Source organism: Nocardia sp. NPDC088792 (genome assembly GCF_044750615.1).
Taxonomy (GTDB): Bacteria; Actinomycetota; Actinomycetes; order Mycobacteriales; family Mycobacteriaceae; genus Nocardia.
Genome location: NZ_JBIVKC010000005.1, coordinates 845,375 through 867,642, shown reverse-complemented (window position 1 = coordinate 867,642; position 22,268 = coordinate 845,375). Strand labels below are relative to the sequence as shown.

Below are 22,268 nucleotides of genomic sequence, written 5' to 3'. Positions count from 1 at the left end.
CCGGTAGTCAGGACACCGGTTTCAGCTCGGGTGGTTGCCAGAGACCCTCGATGGCATCTGATCTGGGAGCGTACAGGCGCATGGTCAGGGAGAACTTGCCGGAGCCCGGAATCGGTAACCAATTGCCGCGCGGCACGGCCGGTCCCGGGTCGGCATTCTGCACCGCGATTTCGACCGAGCCGTCCGGTCCGGGCACCACCGGAATCTCGTGTCCGACGGCGTAAATGTGCGCCGGATTGGCCACCAGATAACTATCGGCATCGTAGGCGGTGACGGACCAGAAGGCGTCCACCGGCGGCAGTTGCCCGGGTGCGAAACGCAGCCGGAAGCGGCGCGGCGCGCCATTGTCGTCGGCCACCGCCTGGGTGGTCGGATACAGCGCGTCCCACGGCAGATTCACGCCGAGGGCGGTGGCGGCGGTGCCGGCCCGGAAGAGATAGTCGGTGCCGTAGCTGCCGAGGTCGGTGGCGATGCGCCAGCCGTTCACGGTCCGGGCGTCGGGGTCCACGTAATCGGCGATGCGCCGGCGGCCCGCCGCGGCCGCGGCGGCCAGGGTCGCGCCCGGGTAGTGGGCCACGGCCCCGCCCGGTTCGATTCCTATGGCAGCGAAGCGTTTCAGCGCGGGCGCGTCGGCGGGAGCGGGGGCGTCGACGGCCATGAGGGCGCACAGGCGGTCGTAGAAGGTGCGGCCGTCCATGGCCGCGACGTCCTTACCGGGGCCCGCGCCCAGGGACCGCGCCGGGAGCGGCAGGCCCGGGGTGGGCGCGTGCGGATCGGCGAGCCAGGCGCGCAGCGGCGCGAGGCGCAGTTCCTGCTGGATGGCGTGCACGGCAGGCAGATCCGCCCGGCCGTTGATCTGGATCCGGCCCGTCAGCCAGGCGGTGCGGGTGGGCATGGGCAGCCGCGTGACGCCGGCCGGCACCTCGCCGGTCCAGTCCGGTCCGGTGATCAGATAGGTGTAGGGCCCTTGCGGATTCGCGGTACCCGGCCGGGGGCCGCTGGGGTCGTGGACGGTATTGGTCCAGGCGTCCAGTAGTTGCATGAGCCAGTAGCGGCCGCCCGCGACGGCCGGCACTTGCAGGATCATGGGTTCGGCGGCCAGGTCCAGCCACGCCATCGAGTAGAGCGTGTCGAGGTTGAGGCGGACCACCAGGCGATCGTCGGCGCTCGGCAAGTAATCCGCGTGTTGAAAAATATTGACCGGTCCGGCGGCATCCCTGGTGGCGTGCACCAATAGCAGTGGCAGGCCGAAAATGTATGCGTCGGTGGCGATTGCGATTGCGTCGCGGTCCGCTAAGGTCGTCGGCGTGGAAGTTCCGGGAGGGGCGGACCGGCCGCACGCGGGGAGGGACAGCCCGGCGGCGATGGCCAGTCCGAGCATGGCGCGTCGATCGAAAGCGCTGTCCATGACGCCGGAAACGTATCAAACCGACCGGCCGGAAAAACTCTTGACGCGTAATTCATCGCCGATTCACCCTGCTACATCACGAAATCCTCACAAGCCACGATTCACTATCGGAACCATGAGTCGATCGCTGCGCACCCGCATCACCACCGCCGCTGTGGTCGGCGCTCTCGGCACCCTGCTGGCCGCGGGCGTCGCGACCGCCAACAGCGAGCCCAAGGCCGTCATCCAGGGCCACTCCGATCTCACCGCCAGGATCACCGGCGAGAAGGCGAGCAATCGCTGTCAGATCGCCGGTAAGGACGTCAGCGGGCCGTGGGGCACCGTCGACTCCGACGGCACCGTCACCCTCACGCTGGGGACGGCGCATTCGAACAGCCGGGATCTGCGGGTCATCTGCGAGGATCCGGCGCGCGGCGATGTCAGCATGCACACCGTGCGCACGGACCGGGTCGCCCGCGACGGCTTCCTGTCGCCCATCCGGAAGATCGTGAACAGCCGCCTCTTCGGGTAGCCGAGCGGCAGGTTCACCCGGGTCCACCAGGCGCTAGAGCACGCGGGCCGCGGCGACCGCGGCCCGCACCGCGGGTACGGTCTCGGCCGCGAACTGCTGGGTCGCCCATTCGCCGTCCGGATCCACCGGGAGCAGGAATTCGCTGATGCCATGGGCCAGCGCCACATCCGTGAGTTGTGCGGGCGTCATGGTCGGGTCGATCACGTAGGCGCGGCGGATGAGCGCGGGCACCCGGCCCGCGTCCCGCGCCCCGGTGTCGATCGCCGACATGAGCGCGGCCAGCCGGTCCGGCGGCGCGTAGGCGAAGCTGCCGAGCCAGCCGTCGGCCAGTTCACCGGTCAGGCGCAGGGCGCGCGGGCCGTACACGCCGAGCCAGATGCCGACCGGATGTGCCGGGGCCGGACCGGCTTTCGTGCCGCGCAGCGCATAGAACTGCCCCTCGACGCGCGGGCGTTCGTCCGTACCCCACAGCGCCCGGATGACCGCGATGGCCTCCCGTAGTGCGGTGAGCGCCTGTCCCGGTGTGCGCCGCGGCCCGCCCATGGCCTCGATGGCATCCCAGAAGGCGCCCGCGCCCAGTCCGAGTTCCACCCGGCCGCCGGTGAGCAGATCCAGGCTGGCCACGCTGCGCGCCAGCACGGCGGGTGGGCGCAGCGGCAGATTGGCCACGGCGGGCATGAGGGTGAGATTGCGGGTCATGGCGCCGGCGTAGGACAGCAGGGTCCAGGTGTCGAGGAAGGCGGACTGATACGGATGATCTTGCACCGCGAGCACTTCCAGGCGCGCCTCGTCGGCCTGACGGATGAGCCGCAGCAGCGCCGGGCCGCGCGCCGCCTCGGGCGGAACGAAGATCCCGAACCTGAGCTCATGCCCGTAATCGCCCATAGCGAATACCAGGCTACCCACGCTGACCTGCGGCTCCCCCGAGCCCCTGTCGGCTCGGCGAGTCCAGAACGTCCGGGTCGGCACCGCCGGAAGATCACGGACCGCCATCCGATCGTGATCAACCGGCGACCTGAATCAATAGTCGTTGCCCGGCAACGGATTACAATCAGAAACAGGGCCGCCCGGGGGTACGGCCCGGTCTTCCGGCAGCCGGACCGCGCGCGAGACGGTCCGGGGAAGGACGTAGCGGTGCACGACAACAACATGCTCGAACTGGCACGACGACATCTCCCGAGAGTGGACGGCGATGCCCTGCACCATGCTCGGAATCGATTGGCGGAGACCGGGATAGCCCGGCTCGGCTTCCTGCTCCCCTACCGCGTGAAGCGGGCCCTGGCGGTGGAGGCGCTGACCCTGCTCGATCACCATCGGCAATGGGGCGACCTGCTGCCCGACGCCGAGCACACCGCCCGGCAGCAGCCGGTGGACCTGTCGCAGCAGGAGGTCGACGCGCACGCGGGCTGCATCCCGCAGCTCTACGACTGTGAACCCTTGCGGGACAGGCTCTCCCTGGTGGCCGCCGAACCCGTCCTGCCCAGCCCGGGGAGCTCGCGGTACACGGTCAACCGGCTGCACCACGACGGTGCGCCCGGCCAATGGCACTGGGACGATTACGCTTTCACGCTCGTCCTGGTGGTGGAGTGCCCGCCGCTGGCCGACGGCGGGTTCGTGCAGACGGTGGCGCACACCCGCCGGGACTGGGACCACGCCGACATCTATCGGACCTTGACCCGCAACCCGATTCAGTCCTGGGAGCTGAACGCGGGCGACCTCTATCTGATGCGGACCGACACCACGCTGCACCGCGTGCATCCGTTCGTGCACGGACGGCGCACCAGCGTCAGCATGACCTTCGCCTCCCGCACCGATCTCGAGCGTCAGCAACCACCGGGCAGCACCGCCGCCTAGATTTGGACGATCGCTCGAGTCATGACGAATCCAACGCGGTGCTAACCTGATTCATCAGCTAAGGCAGGCGGGGGGCAGCGTCGCCGCACCGTGTCTCTCCGGGCTCGCATGCCCATCGGTACCAGGCGGCTCCCATGGACCTTCTCAACCCTCTCGACGCCATTTTCCTTGCCATCGAATCCCGCGAACACCCCATGCACGTGGGCGGTCTGCAGCTGTTCGAACCGCCCGCCGATGCCGGGCCGGACTTCGTCCACGACCTCTACGAGACCATGGCCGACGCCACCGAGGTGCGCACCCGGTTCCGGCGGCAGCCCCGCCGCCTGCTGGGCGGCTTCTCCAGCATTGCGTGGTCCCATGCCGACCAGGTCGATCTGCACTACCACCTGCGGCGTTCCGCACTGCCCGCCCCGGGCGGCCTGCCCGATCTGCTGGATCTGACCGAGCGGCTGCACGGCATCCTGCTGGACCGGCACCGGCCGCTGTGGGAGGCCCGGGTCATCGAGGGACTCGACGACGGGCGCTTCGCCGTCTACATGAAGATGCACCACGCCCTCATCGACGGGGTGTCGGCCATGCGGCTGCTGCAGCGCACCCTCACCGACGATCCCTTCGACTCACGCGTCCGGGTGCCGTGGGGCGCCGCGCCGGTCGTCAAGGATCCCGGCGAACCCGAAAGCCCTTGGCAGCAACTGCGCCGGACGCTGCCGCGGATGATCCGCAGCACCGGGTCCATCGCCGCGCCGCTGCGCGGAGTGCTGGACGGGCGGCTGACCATGCCGATGACCGCGCCGCGCACCATGTTCAACGTGTCCATCGGCGGCGCCCGCCGGATCGCGGTGCGGTCCTGGCCGCTGGAACGCATCGGCAATATCCGGCAGGCCACCGGCGCGACCGTCAATGACGTGGTGCTCGCCATGAGTTCCGCCGCACTGCGGTCCTATCTGCTCGAACACGATGCGCTGCCGGACGAGCCGCTCATCGCCATGGTGCCGGTGAATGTGCGCACGGTCGCCGAGGCCGATACCTCCGAGGGCAATATGGTCGCGGCCTGCCTCGCGAATCTGGCCACCCACCTGGACGATCCGGCCGAGCGGCTGACCGCCATCAGGAACTCGATGCGGGAGGCCAAGCAGGTCTTCGGCCAGCTGCCGAAGCTGGAGGCCATGGCGCTGTCGGCGCTGCTGATGACCCCGCTCGGCGTCTCCCTGCTGCCGGGTTTCCAGGCATTGCCGAGAATGCCGTTCAACCTGGTGATCTCGAATGTTCCCGGGCCACGCAAGCCCGTGTACATGCAGGGCGCGCGACTGGATGCCAACTACCCGCTGTCGATTCCCTTCGAATCGCAGGCCATGAACATCACCCTCACCACCAACGGGGACAACCTCGACTTCGGACTGGTCGGCTGCCGCCGCACGGTGCCCGACCTGGACCGCATGATCGACCATCTGGAGAACGGTCTGACGGAGCTGGAGAAAGCCGTCCTCTGACACTTCTCTACGCTTTACCCGGTGGAGATGGATTGGCCAGAGCTGCGGAAACAGTGCCTGATCACCGAAGACGATGCCGTGCTGGCGCTGAACAAGCCCGCCGGCATCTCGGTGACCGGTGAACGCCACGATACCGACATCGTGGAAATGGCTGCCGCCCAAGGGGAAACGCTTTACCCGGTGCACCGCATCGACAAGGTGACCTCGGGCCTGGTGCTGCTCGCCAAGCAGCTGCCCGCGCACGGCGAGCTGACCCGGCAGTTCAACAAGCGCACGGTCGGCAAGGCGTACCTGGCCGTCACCGAATCCACCGGACTGCCCGATCGCGGCGTCATCGACCTCCCGCTGAGCGTCGGCCGCAAGAACCGCGTGCGCATTGCCGCACCGCGGGAGAGCATCCGCCGCGACGGCGATACCTGGCGGGTGAACGAACAAGATCTGTTGGCGGGCAAGAACTATCCGTCGATCACCGAATTCGCCACCCTCGCCCGCACCGACTCGCACACCGTGCTCGCGCTGCGCCCGATCACCGGCCGCCGCCACCAGATTCGCGTGCACCTGGCCTGGATCGGCCACCCCATCGTCGGCGATCCACTCTTCGACCGGTCCGGCACACACCAGCGCACACACCTGCATTCGTGGCGTCTGCGCCTGGACGCGTCGTGGCGAGACACCGGCGTGCTGGAACTCGAGGCGGACCCGGGAGCAGACTTCTGGCACATCGGACAGGAGCCCGTCACCGCCGAGCCGGAGCAACTGCTGAGCATCGCAAGCGAACTCATGAGCCACACCACTTCCACCGATAAGTGATGTGCAAACGCTATATTCGGTGGCGAGTCTCACTGAGGCCGCATCAAGGCAGGTCAATTAGCCTGTGAGGAGTGCCTTCGACGCTGCGGGCACGTTCGGGCGCAATGCTGCTGCCCTTCACAGAAAGCGAACGCCGATGGTTCTGGTGGCCCAGCTCAGTGACACTCACTTCAACATGAGCGCGCGCAACAGCGAACGCACCGAGCGGGTGATGGCCTTCCTGGCCGACCTACCGCAGCGACCGGACGCCATCATCGTCACCGGCGATATCGCCGACGAGGGCGATATCGAGGAGTACCAGCAGGCGCGCGCCGCACTCGTCGCCGATGTGCCAGTGCTGATCCTGCCCGGCAACCACGACGACCGCGCCAATATGCGCACCGTACTGTTCGGCCAGGACGCCGGCCACGGCCCGATCAATCAGTCCTTCCGGCTGGACGGCGTCACCCTGGCCCTGCTGGACTCCAGCATTCCCGGCAAGCCGGAAGGCCTGCTGGACGACGAGACCTACACCTTCCTCACCGACCTGCTGGCCGCCACACCCGATGACGATGTGGTGCTGGTGGCCATGCATCATCCGCCACGGCCGGTGCGGTCCACGGTGGTCGACCCGATTCCGCTCACCAATCCGGAACGGCTGGCGCAGATCGTGGCGGGCGACGACCGCATTGCCGCGGTGCTCACCGGGCATGTGCACTCCGGGCTGATGACGCAGTTCGCGGGCAAGCCGCTGATCGTCGCGCCGAGCGTGTCCTCCACCATCGGCTGCGAATGGGAAACGGCCGCACCGGGTCACGTGCCGATCGACTTCGCGCCGGACCCGTCGCTGGTGTTCCATTCGATCACCGACGGCGGGCTGCTGTCCGCCTTCCGGCCCATCGCCATGGGCGGCTGGCTCGGTGAACCCCTCGAATGATCAGCGGATCACGGCGGTGATCGCGCCGCGCCGGTAGGCCGACGGGGTGGTCCCGGTCCAGCGTTTGAAGGCGTGGATGAAGGTGGACGCCTCCGCGTACCCGAGCCGGATGGCCACATCGCTGACCGACAACGGTGTGGCCGTGAGCATTTCCTCCGCCAGCGCACGCCGCACCTCGTCGAGCAGCTGCCGGTAGCTGGTGCCGGCGGCGTCCAGGTGTCGGCGCAGCGTGCGGGTGCTCATATTGAGATCCCGTGCCACCGCGTCGATTCCGGGCGGGGCCGCGAATCCGTCCACGCCGCCGCGCGGCACCAGGCGTTCGCGGACCTCCGCGGCGATGCCGGTGCGGGCGCGGCGGCGCGACACCAGTTCCCGGCACTGCGCCAGGCACATGGCCCAGGTGTGCTCGTTGGCCTGCGGCAGCGGCTTGTCCAGCACCTCCGGGTCGAGCACGAACAGATTGTGCGGCTGCTCGAAATCCGGTCGCAGCCCGTAGATCTCGGTGTAGAGGTCGAGGCGCTCCGGTGTGCGGAAGTCGAATTCGGCGCGCACCAGGTCCACCCGGTGCCCGACCAGATCGCACAGCATCTGGTACATGGCGGTGACATCGCGTTCCACCAGGAAGCGCCGCACATCGGCGGGAATGCGCTCGTCGTGGATGCGGGCCACGAACTCGCCCGGCTGCCAGCGCGCCACCGGGATGCAGAAGGTGAAGCTGAGTTCCAGATAGCGCAGTGCGAAGGTGATGGCCTCCCCCAGCGTGGGGCTGCTGACGCAGGCGAAGCCGAAGATGCCGAAGGTGGTGATGCGGTAGCGCCGCCCCACCTCCAGTCCCAGTTCGGGCCGATGGCCCAGTTCCCGCACCAGATTGCGGATGACCGCCAGTTCGGTGTGGGCGTCGATCTGCGCGTCCGGATCGGCGAGGGCCTGCTCTGTCAGCCCGCTGCCCTGCAGCATGCGGGCCGCCGGTACCCCGTGTTCGCGGGCGAATCCGGCCATGAGCGCGACGCTCGCGACCCCGCGCGGGAAATCCCAGTCCCGGATCCCCGCCTCCTGCACCGTGCTCATACACGGATTATGGCCGAAATTCTCGATCAGGTCGCCCACCAAATCGGGCGCTCACTCCTAGGCTTGGATGAGTCTTCGACGTAGAGGAGCACCACATGCCGTCGATCATCATCATCGGCGCGGGCTTCGGCGGACTCGGCATGGCGATCGAGCTGCAGCGCAATGGTTTCCGCGAGTCCACTATCCTGGAAAAGGCCGCCGACCTGGGCGGGGTGTGGCGGGAGAACACCTATCCCGGCGCCGCCTGCGATGTGCCCTCCCCGCTGTACTCGTTCTCCCACGAGCCCAAACCCAAGTGGCGGCAGCGGTATTCGACGGGCCCGGACATCCGGGAGTACCTGCGCGAGGTGACCGAGCGCAACGGCCTCTACGACCGCATCGTGTTCGGGGCCGAGGTCACCGAGGCCGAATTCGTCACCGGCCCCGGACCGGACGCCGGACGCTGGGTGGTGCGCACCGCCGACGGCGGCACCCGCACCGCCGACATCCTGATCTCCGCGGTCGGACAACTGTCGCGGCCCGCCATGCCCGCCATCCCCGGGGTCGAGACCTTCGCCGGGCCGTCCTTCCACTCCGCGCGCTGGGATCACGGCGTGCCGCTGGCCGGGAAACGCGTGGCCTGCATCGGCACCGGGGCCAGCGCCATCCAATACGTGCCGGAGATCCAGCCGCAGGTCGCACGGCTGACCCTGTTCCAGCGCACCGCCGCCTGGGTCCTGCCCAAATTCGATACCGACTACAAGCCGGTACATCAGCGCATCCTGATCGAGATTCCGGGAATGCCGCTGGCCGAGCGGCTCTCGTGGTGGTCGATCGCCGAGTTCGTGGCGCTGGGCCTGGTGGAGTTCCCCGGCATCGTGCGCATGGTCGCGCGGCTCGCGGAGAAACATCTCGAGGAGCAGGTCACCGATCCGGAACTGCGCGCGAAACTGACTCCCGACTATCCGATCGGCTGTAAGCGCGGACTGTTCTCCAGTGACTACTACCCGGCGCTCACCCAGCCGAACGTCACCGTGGAGACCACGCTCATCAGCGAAATCGTGCCCGAGGGCGTGCGCACCGCCGACGGCGTGCTGCACGAGGCGGACGTGATCATCTACGGCACCGGGTTCAAGGGCACGGAATTCCTGTGGCCCATGAAGATTCGCGGGCGCGGCGGGGCGAACCTCTCCGATGTGTGGGACGGCGGCGCGCACGCCTACCTCGGCATCACGGTGCCGCAGTTCCCGAACATGTTCCTGGTGTACGGACCGAACACGAATCTCGGTGTGGGGTCGATCATTTACATGATCGAATCGCAGGCCCGCTACATCCGCCGCGCCGTGCAATTACTGGCCGAGCATCCTGGGCAATGCCTGGAGGTGAAATCCGATGTGGAGCGCGAATTCAATACCGCGCTACAGGGCCGGCTCGCGCGCACGCCGTGGAACTTCTGCACGAGCTGGTATCGCACGGCATCGGGCCGCATCACCAACAACTGGCCCGGGACTACCCGCAGCTACCGCCGCCGCACCCGGCGCGTGAAGACCGCGGACTATCGGTTGAACGCCCCGTAATCGCCTGGCTACCAGGAGAGTTCGGCACAGTGGCGGGCCGATTCGATATCCTCCACCTGCAGCGTCGCATGTTCGATCCGGAAGTCCTCCGCCAGTACGTGCTGGGCCGCTCGCAGCACCTCGTCGCCGACACGCCCGGGATTCACGGTGATGTGCGCCGACGCCACCTCCATGCCCGAGGTCAGTGTCCACACGTGCAGATCGTGCACATCGGCCACGCCCGGCACCGCCTGCAGCGCCTTCGCGACCCGCTCCACATCGAGCCCTTCCGGGCTGTGCTGGAACAGGATTCGCAGTGACCGCCGGGCCAGCAGCCAGGTGCGCGGCAGCACCCAGAAGCCGATGGCCACACCGATGATCATGTCCGCGTACCGCCAGCCGGTGGTGAGCGTGATGGCCGCGGACAGCAACACGCCGATCGAGCCGATGAGATCCGCGAACACCTCCAGATACGCGCCGCGCACATTGAGGCTCTCCTGCGCCCCCGACCGCAGCAGCAGGAACGACACGATATTCGCGGCCAGCCCGAGCGCGCCCACCACCAGCACCGGCACCCCGGGCACCGCCGGCGGCTCACCGATGCGGCGAACGGCCTCGTACAGCACGTAGATCGCGACGGCGAACAGCAGCACCGCGTTCGCCAGCGCCGCCAGCACCTCGGCCCGGTAGTACCCGAAGGTGCGCGTATAGGTGGGTTTGCTGCGCTTGGCGAGCAGAATCGCGGACAGCGCCATCGCGATCCCGACCACATCGGTCAGCATGTGCGCCGCATCCGACAGCAGCGCCAGCGAATCGGTGATCGCCGCCACCGCGAATTCGACCACCATGAACACCAGCGCGATGCCCAGCGCCAGCGTCAGCCTGCTCAGATACCTGCCCGACGCGCTCTCCGGCGCGACGGCGTGCGTGTGTTCGTGTCCCAAAGTCCGGCCTGCTTCCGCTCGCGAGTATGAGATGCCGAAGGCAAGATCCTGTGGAGATGTTGAGAGGTCACCCTGGGGACCCCCTCGGACACGGCAGACTGGAATGCGTGACCGATTCGTCCCAGGCCCACGGGGCCGCGCCCACCCGGCTCGGCGTGCTCGCCGCCGGAGCTCCGGCGCCCGGCCTTCCGCACGGCCCACTGCGTCCCATCGAATTCGCGACCGCGGCGGTGCTCGGCGGTGCGACGGTCGGGCTGGTGACGGTCGGGTCGCTGGTGCCGTTCGCCGCGGCGCTGCAACTGGTGGCGGCGGTGCCCATGGGCCTGCTGTCGCATCGGCATCGCTTCCGGGTGCTGCTCGGCACCACCATCGCCGCGACGCTGGTCACCTTCGTGGCCGCCGGGCTGGTGCCCGCCACCAACCTGATCGGGGTGGCGGTGGTCGGCGGCATCATCGGCACGGTCAAGCGCCGGCACGGCGGTCTGCTCGCGGTGCTGGGGCTGTCCACGCTGGCCGGGCTGACGATGGCTTCGTTCTCCGTCGGGCTGCTGCTGCTCTTCTCCGGGTCACGCCAACTGCTGTTCGACAGTATCCGCAACTCCGCGCAGGGCGTGGAAAATCTGGCGGCGCGCCAGCCGCAGCTGGAACCGCTGGGCCGGGCCGTCTCGAATCTGACCGGGGACGTACTGCATTGGTGGTGGGCGTTCGTCGGCGGCGGCATTGTCGCCGCCATGATGGTCAGCGGCGTCTTCTCCTGGTTCGTGCTGGGCTCGGTGCTGGACCGGCTGGCCTGGCTGCCCGGCCGCGACGATCTGCTCGACGGGCCCGCCGACGACCGGGCGGTGGCCCCGCTGCCGGTCACCTTGCACGGGGTCACCTTCCGCTATCCGGGCGCGCGCACCGACGCCCTGCACGGCATCGACATGACCATCAGGATGGGCGAATTCGTGGCCGTGGTCGGGCACAACGGATCCGGCAAGTCCACGCTCACCAGGATTCTCGCGGGCCGATCGCCGAGCACCGGCACGGTCACCCGGCCCGGCTCCGCGGGTCTCGGCGTACTCGGCGGCACCGCAATGGTGTTGCAGCGCCCCGAAAGTCAGACCCTGGGCGTGCTGGTGGCCGACGATGTGGTGTGGGGCCTGCCCACCGAGATCGCCGCCGAGGTGGATATCGAAGGACTGCTGGGCGAGGTCGGCCTGACGGGCATGGGCCGGCGCGAGACCGCGACCCTGTCCGGCGGGCAGCAGCAGCGGCTCGCGGTCGCGGCGGCGCTGGCCCGGCGGCCCACCCTGCTCATCGCCGACGAGGCCACCTCCATGATCGATCCGGAGGGCCGCCGGGATCTCGTTGCGCTGCTGGCGGATCTGCCGCGCCGGCACGCCATGGCCGTGATCCTGGTGACCCACCACGAGGCCGACGCGGCCGCCGCCGACCGGGTGGTGCACCTGCGCGACGGCCGGTCCGTGGACCATCTGCCCGCCTGGCCGCGCCCGGTGCGTGATACCCGGCGCCGGCCCATGGGCGAACCCGTGCTCGAATTGCGCGGCGTCCGGCACACCTACAACCGCGGCACACCGTGGGAGGCGCCCGCGCTGCACGGCATCGACCTGAGCGTGCGCCGGGGTGAGGCGCTGCTCATCGTGGGCGGCAACGGTTCCGGCAAGTCCACCCTGGCCTGGATCATGGCCGGGCTCACGGTGCCGAGCGAAGGCAGCTGCGAGCTGGTCGAATCGAACGGCGCGCATCCGGTGCACCGGCGAATCGGCAAGGTACAGCTGGCCTTCCAGCATTCGCGGTTGCAGTTGCAGCGCCAGGACGTGGGCACCGAGATCGAGGACTGGGGCGGGCGGGGTTCCGCCGCGGTCGCGCGAGCGCTGGACGCCGTCGGCCTGGACCGCGCCCTGGCCTCCCATTCCGTCGAGGAACTCAGTGGCGGACAGGCCAAACGCGTGGTGCTGGCCGCCATCGTGGCCAGCCGGCCGCAGGTGGTGGTGCTGGACGAACCACTCGCCGGACTGGATCCGGAAGGCCGCGCGGGCGTGGTGGAACTGCTGGCCCGGCTGCGGGATTCGGGTCTCACCCTGATCGTCATCTCGCACGATGTCGCCGATATGGCCGCCGTCTGCGATCGGACCGTCCACCTGCGAGACGGCCACCTGGTCGAAAACGATTCCACGGCACCGGCTTTCGCGGCGCAGGGCCACGATGTCACCGGAGGCGCCCGATGAGCGGCATCGTCCTGCGCGAGGTTCCCGTCGCGAGCCCCGTGCACCGGCTGTGGGCCGGTACCAAGATGATCAGCGCCTTCGCGATCAGCGTGCTGCTCATGTTCCAGCCGTCCTGGTGGCTGCTGGGTTTCAGCGTCGCCTTCCTGGTGGCGGTGTGGATCCTGGCCAAGCTGCCGCTGGGCACGCTGCCGCGGTTCCCGTGGTGGCTGTGGGCCGGCATCGCCATCGGCGGCGCCATCAATGTGCCGGTGGGCGGGGCCGCGGTACTGCGGTACGTGCAGGTGGTGCTGTTCGGGTTCGTGCTGCTGGGCGCGTCCTTCCTGATCGCGTGGACCACGCCGCTGGGTGAGGTGGCGCCCGCCCTGGCCAAACTGGGTGCGCCGCTGAAGAAGATCGGCTGGACGCGGCACGGGGTGCGGCATTCGATTCCGGTGGACGAGTGGGCGGTGGTGGTGGCGCTCATGCTGCGCGGGCTGCCGCTGCTGCTCGAGGAGATGCGGGTGCTGCGCGCGGCACGCAAACTGCGGCCCAAGGATTCGCTGCTGCATCGGGCATCGGAGAATCCGCTCGTCGATATCCTCACCGCGAGTATGGCGGTATCCAGCCGGCGTGCGGGCGAACTCGGCGAGGCCATCACCACCCGCGGCGGCACCGGCGAATTGACCGCCCGGCCGAGCTCGCCGGGGCGGCGGGACGTGATCGCATTGGCGCTGGTGGCGCTGGTATGCGTGGTGGGCGGCGGAATCGACCTGCTGTTTTGATCGACACTCGAGTCGAAAATTATTCGCGGTGTCGGTGGATCGCGCTACCGTAACTAGCTGTAACGCGTTATCGCATCATCGGCTCGGCCCGAGGTGCACAGGGAGGGAATTTACGCGCGGGCCGGGCGTTGCCCCGAGAACCTGATGAAGATTGGAACACCTCATGATGCTGCGCAAATTCACCGCTGTCGCCGCACCCGTCGTCACCGCCGTCGCCATTGCCGGAGCCGGTGTGGCGCACGCCGATACCAACGCACCGAACATCGGTTACCAGACCGGCCTGGTCGGCAACAGCGTGGTGACGACGCTGACGAACGGCTCGTTCGAGCTGGCCGGTGCCACGGTGAACATCAAGGACACGGCCGGTAATACGGTCGTGAGCCTGCCGGCGTCCTTCCAGGAGGGTGGCCTGGAATACCCGCTCCCCGCGAACATTTCCAACGACGGCCGGACACTGAGCCTGACCGCCGTCAAGGATGCGGCCGCGGCCCGCCCGGTCGCCCTGCACGAGGTGGCCTCGCCCATGGAGAACGAGCACGCCCTGGACGCCTTCGGCACCCAGTTCGGAATCGCCACCGCCGTCGGCAGTTTCGTCGGCCTGGCGATCGGGTTCGGCATCGGCCTGCTCGGCTTCGCCGGCGGCGCCTTCGGATTCGCGACGGTACCGGTCGCCGCCGGTGTCGGCGCCATCATCGGCACCATCGTGGCGGGCGGCCCCGCCCTGCTGATCGCCGGTATCAACCTCATCAACACGCTCAACGCCGCACCGGGCACCACCCAGTGGGCCAACGGCGGCAAGTGATCCCGGTCTCCGGGTCCTGAACCCCGGGTGCACCGTGCTGTCTCAGCGCACGGTGCACCCGGGAACCACGGGCCGCCCGGCGAAACGGTCGGCCAGGAAATTCATTGCGCCCCAGGACTCCACGATGGCGGCGGGATTGTGCCCGGCCACCGCCGAATGGATGGCCGTCAGATTCGCGCCCAGGGCGCAGTAGCGGTCCACCAGGGCGCTGAAGCCCGCCACGGGGACCACATCGTCGGCATTGCTGTGGTACAGGTAGAGCGGCACATCGGGGGCCCAGCCGCCCAGTTCCTGCTGCCGGGCGGCGCGCTCGAATGCGGGCTGCCCCAGCAGATCCGGGGTATCCGAATACTGGTCCACGTGCCGGAACAGGTGATGCAGCACCAGATCCCCGCCGCACGAGGTGGCCTCCTGCGCCATCAGCGCGCGGCCCTGGTCATTGAGCGTCGCCGCGAGTCCGGAGCCGGGATCGTCACGCGCCAGGGCGATCAGGATGAGCACCGCCAGCCCCGCCTGATAGCCCCCGTCCACACCGCGTGCGATGGCCGGAATGTCGGCGGGCACCCCACCCGAGGTCACCCCGGCGAACATGAGGTCGGGTGCGTAGCTCGCACGCAATTGCATGGCCCACAGGGTGGCGAACGCGCCACCCGAATAGCCGAAGGCGCCCAGCGGACTGTCCGCGGTGATACCCAGCGGCACAAAGGATTTGGCGGCGCGCACCCCGTCCAGCACCGCGCGGCCGGAGTTCACGCCGTCGAAGAAGCGGGACCGCGGGCCCTCGTAGTCGGACACCACCACCGCCCAGCCGCGGCGCATGGCCTCGGCCAGGAAGGGCACGTCCAGCACGGTGTTCACAATGGAGAAGTCGCGACCGCCGCGCAGCGCGAAAGACGGTGCGCAGCGGGTGCCGAGACTGTCCTCGGCGATCTGATACGACAGCAGCGGCCGCCCGCCCGGCGCGAGCCAGGGGGTCGCCGGCACCATGACGGTGGCCATATCGGCGATGGCCGCGCCCGCGGAATCGGTGGTGCGGTACTGCAGTTGCCAGCCCATGACCGGTAATGGCAAGCCCAGCACCGAGATCGGGCGGGAGTTCAGTACCGCGCCGGCGGGGTCGCCGTCCAGTCCCGCGGGAACGGCGTAGAACGGATCGTCGTCCGGATACGGCATGTCGGCCCGGGTACCCGGCGCCACCACGATGGCCGCGAGCAGCAGCACCGCCCCGATCATCGCTGCGCGCCAGCAAGATCGAGTCCAGGCACCCACCCGCCGCATACCCGCCTCCAGCGTCGTATCGACCGACGCTCCAGGTATGAAACGGATTCGCTGCCGCGCCGACTCGATCTCCAGCGCATCGGAGATCTCAAATTAACTCGGCCGTCGCGCAAGGTCAACGTTCACCCGCGCGTCGCGACAGCCCGAGTGTTGACAGGCTAACGGCATTAGCCATATAGTGAAGCTAACAACGTTAGCCGCAGTTCGAAGCCCCGGAGACACCGATGACCACTCTCGCCGCCACCCCATCGGCCACCACCGCGCACCGCCTGCCGGCCGGCCTGCGCAAGACCGGATGGATCGCGTGGACGCTCTTCCTCGCCGCCTTCGCCATCCTCGAAGGCGTGCAGCACGGGGCAGGATCCTGGATCGCGCTCACCATCGGGCTCATCGCACCGGACCTCACCTTCTTCGCGGCCATCGGCGCGAAAGAGCCGGTGCAGCAGGGACAATTCCCGCGCCGGGCGGTGCCGATCTACAACGCCGCGCACCGGACCTGGATCCCGTTGGCGCTCAGCCTGATCTACGCCTTCGGCCCGCTGCAGGCCCCGGCGCTGTTCACCTTCCTGCTGGCGTGGATGCTGCACATCGGCATCGACCGCATCGCCGGTTACGGCCTGCGCACCGAGGAGGGCTTCATCCGTGACTGAGTCCGCGGAGACACTCACCGAGCGGCAGCGGCAGATCGCCACTGCCGCTCGGGCATTGCTGGACGAGCAGGGGCCGGCCGCGCTGACCATGCGCAATGTCGCCGAGGCACTGGGCATCAAGGCGCCGTCGCTCTACAAGCACGTGCCGGACAAGACGGCCCTCGAAAACCTGGTCGTCATCGACGCCTTCACCGAGATCGCGGCGGCCCTGGAAGCGGCTGCGCCGCGGGGTCTCCCCGGTATCGCGCGGGCCTATCGCGCGTGGGCGCTCGCCCACCCGCACCTGTATCGGCTGATGAATTACCGCCCGCTGCAACGGGATCTGCTGCCCGCCGGCCTGGAGGATCGCAGCGCCCGGCCGCTGGCGGCGGCGGTCGGCTACGACGCGGATCGGGCGCGCGCGCTGTGGGCGTTCGCGCACGGCATGGTGAGCCTGGAGATCGACGGCCGATTTCCGGACACCGCCGATCTGGATGCGGCTTGGCGCACGGGGATAAGCGAATTCACGGTCGAATGAGGGCGGCGGCGAACATGCGGGTGACGCGCTCGGTGAGTTCGTCCGTGGCAATGCCCATCCGGTCGGCGCGCTGACCGAGCTTGCCGTCGAGGATGAGGGAGGCCAGGCCGTGGCCGAGGCTCCAATACATGAGGGCCAGGGCGTCCGCGTCGCCGGCGGGGAGGATGCCCGCGCGCACCGCGTCCATGACCGTCTCCTCCAGTGCGGCGAAGGCGTCGTCGCCGGCATCGGGTTCGTCGCCGGCCGCGGCCGCGTGTTTACCGGACTCGACCAGTTCGGGGCGGAACATGAGCCGGAAGTACGACGGATTGCCCACGGCGAACCGCACATAGGCCGCACCCATGCCGGCCAGCGCGTCGGCCGGGCCGGCGGCCGCGGCGCGGGCCGCCCGGATCTCGTCGCGCATGAGCTCGAAACCGCGGGCGCGCAGGGCGGCGAGCAGGGCGGCACGGTCGGCGAAGTGGTGGTAGGGGGCGCCGGGGCTGACACCGGCCTCGCGGGCGACCCGGCGCAGGCTGACCGCCGCGAGGCCCTCGGCGTCGATGAGCCGCAGGGATACCCGCAACAGCTCCTCGCGGAGGTCTCCGTGGTGGTAGCGGTCCTTGGTCGGCATGGATCGAGAGTACGGGGTTGACAGGGCCGGGTCCGCGAATCTATACAGTGATTACATTCTTAACACTGCTCAGATCGGAGCAAGGCAATGGCTGATCTCGTTCTCGTCACCGGCGCTTCCGGCTATCTGGCCGGGCATGTCATCACCGAACTCATCGACCACGGCTACCGCGTCCGCGGCACCGTCCGTTCCCTCGCCCGCACCGATGCGGTGGCCCACCTGCCCGCCGGCGTGGAACTCGTCCAGGCCGACCTCACCTCGGATACCGGATGGGAAGCCGCGGCGGCCGGCTGCCGCTACGTCGTGCACACCGCCTCCCCCTTCCCGAGCAGTCCGCCCAAGGATGAGAACGACCTCATCCGCCCCGCCGTCGACGGCACCCGGCGCGTGCTGCGCGCGGCCGCCGCGGCGGGCGCCGACCGCGTGGTGCTGACCTCCTCCATGGCCGCGATCATGTTCGGGAACTGGAATCACGTACTCACCGAACAGGATTGGTCCGATCCTGGCGTCGCTCCGGCGTACCCGAAGAGCAAGACCCTCGCCGAGCGGGCCGCCTGGGATTTCGCCGCCGATCACCCGGAACTCGAACTGGCCGTGGTCAATCCGGGCATGATCATCGGCCCGGTGCAGTCCGCCGCCGGTGTCGGCACCTCGGTCGACGGTATCCGGGTGCTGCTCGATGCCGGGATGCCCGGCGTGCCGCGACTCAACTTCGCCACCGTGGATGTGCGGGACGTGGCCCTCGCGCATCGGCTCGCCATGGAGACGCCCGCAGCCGCCGGGAACCGGTACATCGCCGCGGGAGAACAGATCTCGTTCCCGGAGATCGCCCGCATCCTCGCCACCCGGTACCGCGTGCCCACCCGCGCACTGCCGGACTGGCTGGTGCGCCTGGTCGCCCGCTTCGACGCCACCGCCCGCACCGCCGCCCTCTACCTCGGCCGCGAGGAGCGGGTCTCCGCCGCCAAGGCGCGCCGGGAACTCGGCTGGACGCAGCGTCCTGTCGAGGAGACGCTCTTCGATACCGCCGAGAGCCTCATCCGCTTCGGGCTCGCCGATCCGATTCGCACCGCCGGTCCGGCTCGCAGCAGCGCCGCCTGAGGCCAGGCCAGCAATCCTCGACTGGCTCTGTATTCGGGGTCCAGTTGCGCTCGATGATTGATCGATGCTGGTTCGTCGTCTCCTCGCTCTCTATGCCGGATTGTGGTTGTACGGGTTCTCCATGGCCGTGATGATTCGCGCGGCCATGGGCCTGGATCCCTGGGATGTGTTCCACCAAGGAGTGGCGAACCACGTCCCGCTCAGTTTCGGCACCATCACCGCCATCACCGGCGCCGCGGTATTGCTGGCCTGGATTCCGCTGCGGCAGTGGCCCGGTCTGGGCACCATCAGCAATGTCTTCGTCATCGCGGTCTCGGTGGACGCGGGCCTGAACTGGCTGCCGCAGCTGCACGGCCTGCCGCTGCGCGTCGGCGCCATGCTCGGCGCGGTGGTCCTCAATGCGATCGCCTCGGTGCTCTACATCGGCGCGGGCTTCGGACCGGGCCCGCGCGATGGCCTGATGACTGGACTGGTCCGCCGGACCGGCCGCCCGGTCTGGCTCATCCGGACCGGCATCGAGGTGACCGTGCTGACCACCGGCTTCCTGCTCGGCGGCAGCGTGGGCGTCGGCACCGTGCTGTACGCGCTCGGCATCGGGCCGCTCATCCACCTGCTCATCCCGCTGGTCCACGACTACCTGCCGGGGTTCCACACCGTTCACCGGGCCGCGGAATCGGAGCCGGGTAGGGTGGAAGATCGAAACGCCTTGTGGGAGCTACCGATAACGGAGAGCGATGCGACACGGTAACGGGCTGGACATTCCGGAGACTCTCGAGGACGTGTGCGCGCCCGAGCGAATGGCGCTCGTCGTGTACGACATGCAGGTCGGCGTGCTGTCCCAGCTGGCGGACGGGCAGCAGCTCATCGACCGCGTGGTCCGGGTGGTCGAGGCCGCCCGGCGCGGCGGCTATCCGATCGTCTTCCTGCGGCACATGTTCCTGCCCAAACGCTTCATGGGCGCCTTCGCCCTGCGCATGGCCATGAGCTGGCAGGGCGTCGACACGGTCGAGGCGGTCACGCCGATCCTGCAGCGCGACAGTCACGGCGCCCAGCTGGTGCCGGAACTACAGCCGCGCGCCGACGAGATCGTCCTCGACAAGACCACCATGTCGGCCTTCGAGGGCACGCCGCTCGCCTCCACCCTGCGGGACCTGGGGATCGGCGCCTACGCCATCGTGGGCGTCGCCCTCGAGATCGGCATCGCGCCCACCGTCGCGCACTCCACCGACCTGGGCTTCATCCCGGTCGTGGTGCGGGACGGCGTCGGCGGACGCGATCAGGCCGGATTGGCCCGCGCCTGGGACGAATTCGCCTTCCAGGGCAATGCCATGGTCACCGACACCGACACCCTGCTGCCGCTGCTGGAGAAGACCGGCTAATCCGAGGACGGAATCCAGGCCGGATGCCACAGGCGCCCGGTCTCCGTCCAGTTCATGAAACGCACCGTGCCGGTGAGCTTCGGGCTCACCCAGACCGCATCCTTGGTCTCGTCGGCGGTGAGCCGATTGCCGAACGGGCTGGTCTTGCGTTCCAGCCGCTGCAGCCTGCTCGACAGCTCGCTCAGCTCCTGCTCGGTGAAACCGGTGCCGACCCGGCCCAGGTAGAACAGCTCACCGTCGTGCGGCACCCCGACCAGCAGGGACGCGAATTGCCGTGCCGCCGAGCGGCGATACCCGCCGACCACCACCGAGAGGGTGCGCCAGTTGCGGGTCTTGATCCAGGACTGGCCACGCTTGCCCGGTAGATAGATGGAGTCGCGGCGCTTGGCTACGACGCCCTCCATGCCGTACTCCTGGCTGTACCGCAAGGCCTCCGCGCCCGAGCCCCGCAATTGCGGCGGGACGATGAGCGAGGGGGCCTGCGCCGCCAGCGCTTCCAGCACCCGGCGGCGATCCTCGTAGCGTTTGCGCACCAGCGAGGTGCCATCGAGATACAGCAGGTCGAAGGCCAGGAAGACGGCGCGGCCCGAATCCTCGCGGAGCAGGCCGATATTCGCCGCACCGTGATCGTCGAAGACCACCGCCTCGCCGTCCAGCACCGCGCGATGGCCGGAGAGCTCCTGGCCGAGCACGGCCACGCCGGGATATTTGCCGGTCACCACCAGGCCCGCGCGGCTGCGCAAGGTCACCGCGCCGTCCTCGATTTCGGCGATCAGGCGGAAGCCGTCCCATTTGGTCTCGAACGCCCAGTGCTCCTCGTCGAGGGTCGAGACGTCGCCGGGGGTCGCCAGCATGGGCGTGATCCCGTGCGGCATGGCCGTTTCCGATCGCATCACCGGCTTCGGCCGCGCGCCATTGCCTTCCGGAGATCCACTGCCTTCCCGGAAATCACCGCGCTGATCCTTCATCAGGTGCATGAGCCACTGATTGCCGTTGGTCTGGATGAGCGCGTACCGCCCGTCCAGCCGTTCCCCGTGCAGGCGCACGATGACCTCGTCGTCACGCCATTTCTCGGTCTCGTAGGTGCCGGTATCCCAGATCGTCATCTGCCCGGCCCCGTACTCCCCCTTGGGGATCGAGCCGTGGAATGCCAGGTACTCCAGCGGATGATCCTCGGTGTGCACGGCGAGCCGGTTCTCGTGGGTATCGGTCGGCGGGCCCTTGGGCACGGCCCAGGACACCAGGACGCCGTCCCGTTCCAGGCGTAGGTCGTAGTGCAGTCGCCGGGCCCGATGCTCCTGGACCACATAGCGATTCCCGGCGCTCGGCGCGGGTGCGGTGGCGGGCACGGGTTCCGGCGTGCGGTCCGGGTCGCGCATGGAGCGATAGGTGTCGAGGCGGTCCGGAGCCCGTTCCGGGAGAGCCTCGTCGAGCTCGGCGAGCAGATCCCCCCGGGCGGCGAACCGCTTCAGCACCTCGTCGAAATGCAGGTGCCGCAGGCGTTTCCGGTCCTCGATCTCGTCCCAGGTGCGCGGTGCGGCCACCCACGGTTCGGTGCGGCCACGCAGCGAGTACGGGGCGATGGTGGTCTTGGCCGGATTGTTCTGGCTCCAGTCCAGGAAAACCTTGCCCTCCCGGGCGGATTTGGCCATGGTCGCGGTGACCAGTTCCGGCCGTAGCTGCTGCAGATTGGTGGCCACCTGCTTGGCGACCGCCGAGGCCCCGTTCGGGCCGAGCTTGCGATCGAGGGGCACGTAGACGTGAATTCCCTTGGAGCCGCTGGTGACCGGGTAGGCCGTCAGGCCCACCTCGTGCACCACGTCACGCAGGATGAGCGCGACCTCCGCGCATTGCGCGAGGCCCGCACCGGGCCCGGGATCGAGGTCGAAGACCAGGCGGGTGATGTCGCCGACTTCCGCCCCGTCGAAGCGCCATTGCGGCACATGCAGTTCCAGCGCCGCCTGCTGGCCGAGCCAGGCCAGGCCAGCCACCGAATCGAAGACCGGATACACCACCGGCCGGTCGGAATGCTGAACGGTGTAGCGCTCGATCCACTTCGGGGCGTGCTCCGGCAGGTTCTTCTCGAAGAACGACTGCTCGTCCACCCCGTTCGGCCACCGCTTGCGCGTCACCGGCCGCCCCGCGATATGCGGCAGCAGGGCCGGCGCAATGGCCGTGAAGTAGTCGATGACCTCCCCCTTGGTGGTACCCGTGGCCGGGTACAGCACCTTGCCGAGGTTGGTCAGCGCAACCTCGATACCCCCGAAATCCCTGCGGGAGGACATAACAGCAGTTTACGGGCGCGCACCGACAAAACCGTGGCACTCGCCGAACACCGGCACACCCGCGAAAAGTCAACGGGCCGTTCAGATCACCTGCGGCACCCCAGCCGCACCCGAA

Annotated in this window: 21 protein-coding genes; 14 read left to right on the top strand and 7 right to left on the bottom strand. The window is 68.8% G+C overall.

Annotated elements, in window-relative coordinates; all coding sequences use genetic code 11:
- Positions 1-7: 7 nt before the first annotated feature.
- Entirely contained in the window at positions 8-1,408 is a 1,401-nt protein-coding gene (locus tag ACIP5Y_RS36265; RefSeq protein WP_400356884.1) for a DUF1254 domain-containing protein, read from the bottom strand.
- 115 nt (positions 1,409-1,523) lie between these two features.
- Between ACIP5Y_RS36265 and ACIP5Y_RS36260 the strand changes: the two genes are divergently transcribed.
- Positions 1,524-1,919: a hypothetical protein gene (locus tag ACIP5Y_RS36260; protein WP_400356883.1), complete on the top strand. Its 396-nt coding sequence runs from the start codon at positions 1,524-1,526 to the stop codon at positions 1,917-1,919.
- A 33-nt stretch (positions 1,920-1,952) separates the two neighbouring features.
- On the opposite strand, the gene ACIP5Y_RS36255 is transcribed toward ACIP5Y_RS36260, so the two are convergent.
- Positions 1,953-2,825 carry an LLM class flavin-dependent oxidoreductase gene (locus tag ACIP5Y_RS36255; RefSeq protein WP_400356882.1) on the bottom strand — a complete coding sequence of 291 codons (873 nt, stop codon included), beginning with the start codon at positions 2,823-2,825 and terminating at the stop codon, positions 1,953-1,955.
- A gap of 228 nt (positions 2,826-3,053) precedes the next feature.
- Between ACIP5Y_RS36255 and ACIP5Y_RS36250 the strand changes: the two genes are divergently transcribed.
- The 4 genes from ACIP5Y_RS36250 (at position 3,054) to ACIP5Y_RS36235 (ending at position 6,989) form a co-directional block, all read left to right on the top strand.
- Positions 3,054-3,773, top strand: coding sequence for a hypothetical protein (locus tag ACIP5Y_RS36250; protein ID WP_400356881.1), 720 nt, complete (start codon positions 3,054-3,056; stop codon positions 3,771-3,773).
- 134 nt (positions 3,774-3,907) lie between these two features.
- Complete coding sequence (locus ACIP5Y_RS36245; protein WP_400356880.1) at positions 3,908-5,263, top strand: wax ester/triacylglycerol synthase family O-acyltransferase; 1,356 nt, start codon at positions 3,908-3,910, stop codon at positions 5,261-5,263.
- A 27-nt stretch (positions 5,264-5,290) separates the two neighbouring features.
- Positions 5,291-6,073 (top strand): RluA family pseudouridine synthase, encoded by a 783-nt coding sequence (locus ACIP5Y_RS36240; protein ID WP_400356963.1) that lies wholly within the window; start codon positions 5,291-5,293, stop codon positions 6,071-6,073.
- Between the two features lie 136 nt (positions 6,074-6,209).
- A complete protein-coding gene (locus ACIP5Y_RS36235; RefSeq protein ID WP_400356879.1) occupies positions 6,210-6,989 on the top strand; it encodes a metallophosphoesterase in 780 nt (259 codons plus the stop codon).
- Here ACIP5Y_RS36235 and ACIP5Y_RS36230 read toward each other — a convergent pair whose 3' ends face one another.
- Positions 6,990-8,057, bottom strand: coding sequence for an AraC family transcriptional regulator (locus ACIP5Y_RS36230; RefSeq protein ID WP_400356878.1), 1,068 nt, complete (start codon positions 8,055-8,057; stop codon positions 6,990-6,992).
- Between the two features lie 95 nt (positions 8,058-8,152).
- Between ACIP5Y_RS36230 and ACIP5Y_RS36225 the strand changes: the two genes are divergently transcribed.
- On the top strand, positions 8,153-9,613 hold the full coding sequence (locus ACIP5Y_RS36225) for a flavin-containing monooxygenase (RefSeq protein ID WP_400356877.1): 1,461 nt from the start codon (positions 8,153-8,155) through the stop codon (positions 9,611-9,613).
- A gap of 8 nt (positions 9,614-9,621) precedes the next feature.
- Here the strand turns inward: ACIP5Y_RS36225 and ACIP5Y_RS36220 are convergent, their stop codons facing one another.
- Positions 9,622-10,536: a cation diffusion facilitator family transporter gene (locus ACIP5Y_RS36220; protein WP_400356876.1), complete on the bottom strand. Its 915-nt coding sequence runs from the start codon at positions 10,534-10,536 to the stop codon at positions 9,622-9,624.
- Between the two features lie 155 nt (positions 10,537-10,691).
- On the opposite strand from ACIP5Y_RS36220, the gene ACIP5Y_RS36215 reads away from it, so the two are divergent.
- The 3 genes from ACIP5Y_RS36215 to ACIP5Y_RS36205 all read left to right on the top strand — a co-directional run bounded on the left by ACIP5Y_RS36215 (position 10,692) and on the right by ACIP5Y_RS36205 (position 14,330).
- Complete coding sequence (locus ACIP5Y_RS36215) at positions 10,692-12,767, top strand: ABC transporter ATP-binding protein (protein ID WP_400356962.1); 2,076 nt, start codon at positions 10,692-10,694, stop codon at positions 12,765-12,767.
- Complete coding sequence (locus ACIP5Y_RS36210; protein ID WP_400356875.1) at positions 12,764-13,528, top strand: energy-coupling factor transporter transmembrane component T family protein; 765 nt, start codon at positions 12,764-12,766, stop codon at positions 13,526-13,528. Before ACIP5Y_RS36215 ends, ACIP5Y_RS36210 begins: the two co-directional genes overlap by 4 nt.
- 163 nt (positions 13,529-13,691) lie before the next feature.
- Positions 13,692-14,330 carry an ammonium transporter gene (locus tag ACIP5Y_RS36205; protein WP_400356874.1) on the top strand — a complete coding sequence of 213 codons (639 nt, stop codon included), beginning with the start codon at positions 13,692-13,694 and terminating at the stop codon, positions 14,328-14,330.
- A 42-nt stretch (positions 14,331-14,372) separates the two neighbouring features.
- On the opposite strand, the gene ACIP5Y_RS36200 is transcribed toward ACIP5Y_RS36205, so the two are convergent.
- Positions 14,373-15,563: a lipase family protein gene (locus tag ACIP5Y_RS36200; RefSeq protein WP_400356873.1), complete on the bottom strand. Its 1,191-nt coding sequence runs from the start codon at positions 15,561-15,563 to the stop codon at positions 14,373-14,375.
- 269 nt (positions 15,564-15,832) lie between these two features.
- Here ACIP5Y_RS36200 and ACIP5Y_RS36195 point away from each other — a divergent pair, with 269 nt between their 5' ends.
- Both ACIP5Y_RS36195 and ACIP5Y_RS36190 read left to right on the top strand, forming a co-directional pair.
- A complete protein-coding gene (locus ACIP5Y_RS36195; protein WP_400356872.1) occupies positions 15,833-16,258 on the top strand; it encodes a DUF4260 family protein in 426 nt (141 codons plus the stop codon).
- The gene (locus ACIP5Y_RS36190; protein ID WP_400356871.1) at positions 16,251-16,775 is read left to right on the top strand and encodes a TetR/AcrR family transcriptional regulator; all 525 of its coding nucleotides are present in this window, start codon (positions 16,251-16,253) and stop codon (positions 16,773-16,775) included. Before ACIP5Y_RS36195 ends, ACIP5Y_RS36190 begins: the two co-directional genes overlap by 8 nt.
- Here the strand turns inward: ACIP5Y_RS36190 and ACIP5Y_RS36185 are convergent.
- Positions 16,762-17,388: a TetR/AcrR family transcriptional regulator gene (locus ACIP5Y_RS36185; protein ID WP_400356870.1), complete on the bottom strand. Its 627-nt coding sequence runs from the start codon at positions 17,386-17,388 to the stop codon at positions 16,762-16,764. The two genes, ACIP5Y_RS36190 and ACIP5Y_RS36185, sit on opposite strands and share 14 nt — an antisense overlap.
- 87 nt (positions 17,389-17,475) lie before the next feature.
- On the opposite strand from ACIP5Y_RS36185, the gene ACIP5Y_RS36180 reads away from it, so the two are divergent.
- The 3 genes from ACIP5Y_RS36180 to ACIP5Y_RS36170 all read left to right on the top strand — a co-directional run bounded on the left by ACIP5Y_RS36180 (position 17,476) and on the right by ACIP5Y_RS36170 (position 19,868).
- Positions 17,476-18,489, top strand: coding sequence for an NAD-dependent epimerase/dehydratase family protein (locus ACIP5Y_RS36180; RefSeq protein ID WP_400356869.1), 1,014 nt, complete (start codon positions 17,476-17,478; stop codon positions 18,487-18,489).
- 64 nt (positions 18,490-18,553) lie between these two features.
- Entirely contained in the window at positions 18,554-19,237 is a 684-nt protein-coding gene (locus ACIP5Y_RS36175; RefSeq protein WP_400356868.1) for a YitT family protein, read from the top strand.
- Positions 19,224-19,868, top strand: coding sequence for an isochorismatase family cysteine hydrolase (locus ACIP5Y_RS36170; protein WP_400356867.1), 645 nt, complete (start codon positions 19,224-19,226; stop codon positions 19,866-19,868). Before ACIP5Y_RS36175 ends, ACIP5Y_RS36170 begins: the two co-directional genes overlap by 14 nt.
- Here the strand turns inward: ACIP5Y_RS36170 and ACIP5Y_RS36165 are convergent.
- On the bottom strand, positions 19,865-22,153 hold the full coding sequence (locus ACIP5Y_RS36165) for an ATP-dependent DNA ligase (protein WP_400356866.1): 2,289 nt from the start codon (positions 22,151-22,153) through the stop codon (positions 19,865-19,867). The two genes, ACIP5Y_RS36170 and ACIP5Y_RS36165, sit on opposite strands and share 4 nt — an antisense overlap.
- Positions 22,154-22,268: the final 115 nt, after the last annotated feature.